The 1252-nt window shown below is 45.5% G+C and carries 1 protein-coding gene; it reads left to right on the plus strand.

Annotated features, from left to right (window positions below; genetic code table 11):
* Nucleotides 1-106: 106 nt before the first annotated feature.
* Nucleotides 107-1252: DUF4158 domain-containing protein (locus BIZ39_RS21840; protein ID WP_187448120.1), on the plus strand; the 1146-nt coding region annotated here is incomplete at its 3' end.

Raw genomic sequence — 1252 nt, forward strand, 5'->3', positions numbered from 1 at the left:
TAATCCTCTGTAGACCACACCAATAAATGGCTGCGGAGGTGGGTTACTACTTATAAGTGTGGCAAATTAGGTAAATATCGTACATTTAATACGGAACAGCCCTGATATGGCCATCAAAAACGAAATTACTATTCTCACGAGAGCAGAACAGGCAGATCTTTATTCCCCACCCATTTTTTCAATCGAAGAACAACGTCTGTACTTTTCTCTGAACGATGCGGAATTGGCAGTTTTTCGGTCAATTCGTCTCAGAGCTCATAGATGTTACTTTGTCGCGATTTTGGGATACTTCAAATCAAAGCCCGTCATCCTAGATATCGCTTACTCGCAGGTTTCTAAGGATTTAATGTTCATCAGTAAAGAGCTGCTTGGCGGCAAGGGGCTCAGACCATTCACTCCCTCACAAAAACAAAAAGATCGACTCTACGCAAAAGTATTAGACCTTGCTGGTTATCACAAATGGGACGAAAGTCAGCACTTCAATTCTCTTTTCGACCACCTTGTTCAGGTGGGCAATGCCTGGCTGGAGCCGCGTTACCTCTTTGATACTGCTATTGAATTCCTAACCAGTCACAGCATTGCTATCCCTAGGTACACCGTACTCCAGAGACTGATAAGCAGAGCGATGCAGCAGGTCAGAAAAGACCTGGCGCACCAACTTAATCAACTCACCAGTCCTGAACTTCACGTCTTTCTGGACAGCATAACAGCCATTGATGACGGACTAAGCCTGAACCAGCTCAGAGGCGGTGCAAAAAGTCTGACCGTACCTGAACTTAAAAAAGAGCTTGCCCTTTATCATCAGTTAGCGCCATGGCGCACGCAAATCAATGGCGTTATCGATGGGCTTAATCTGTCTCTTAAAAATCGACAACACTTCGGTGAGCTCATCAACTATTACGGTAGTAAACTCAAACGATTCAAACGCGCACAGCAGCATCTATGGTTGCTATGTCACCTGACAGAGCGGATACAACTGGCACTGGAACGGTTAACTGATGGGTTCATTTACCATATCCGCAAGCAACAAGAAGCTGCCAACACCTTTGCACAACAAGCAGTGTTCCTGTCCTGGCAGTCAGCCGCGGACAATGTCACGAAAGCGGCAGAGTTACTGCATCTGTTTGTGGATGAGAACATTGATGATAATCAACCCTTCTCAGTAGTCAGACAACAGGCATTGAAGGTCATGAATGACAGGGATATCCAGACCCTCTGCCTTTACCTGAAAAAACAGAAACGGACCGTGGAA

Origin of the sequence: Alteromonas sp. BZK5 (assembly GCF_014349115.1) — a bacterium.
GTDB classification, from domain to species: Bacteria; Pseudomonadota; Gammaproteobacteria; order Enterobacterales; family Alteromonadaceae; genus Alteromonas; species Alteromonas macleodii.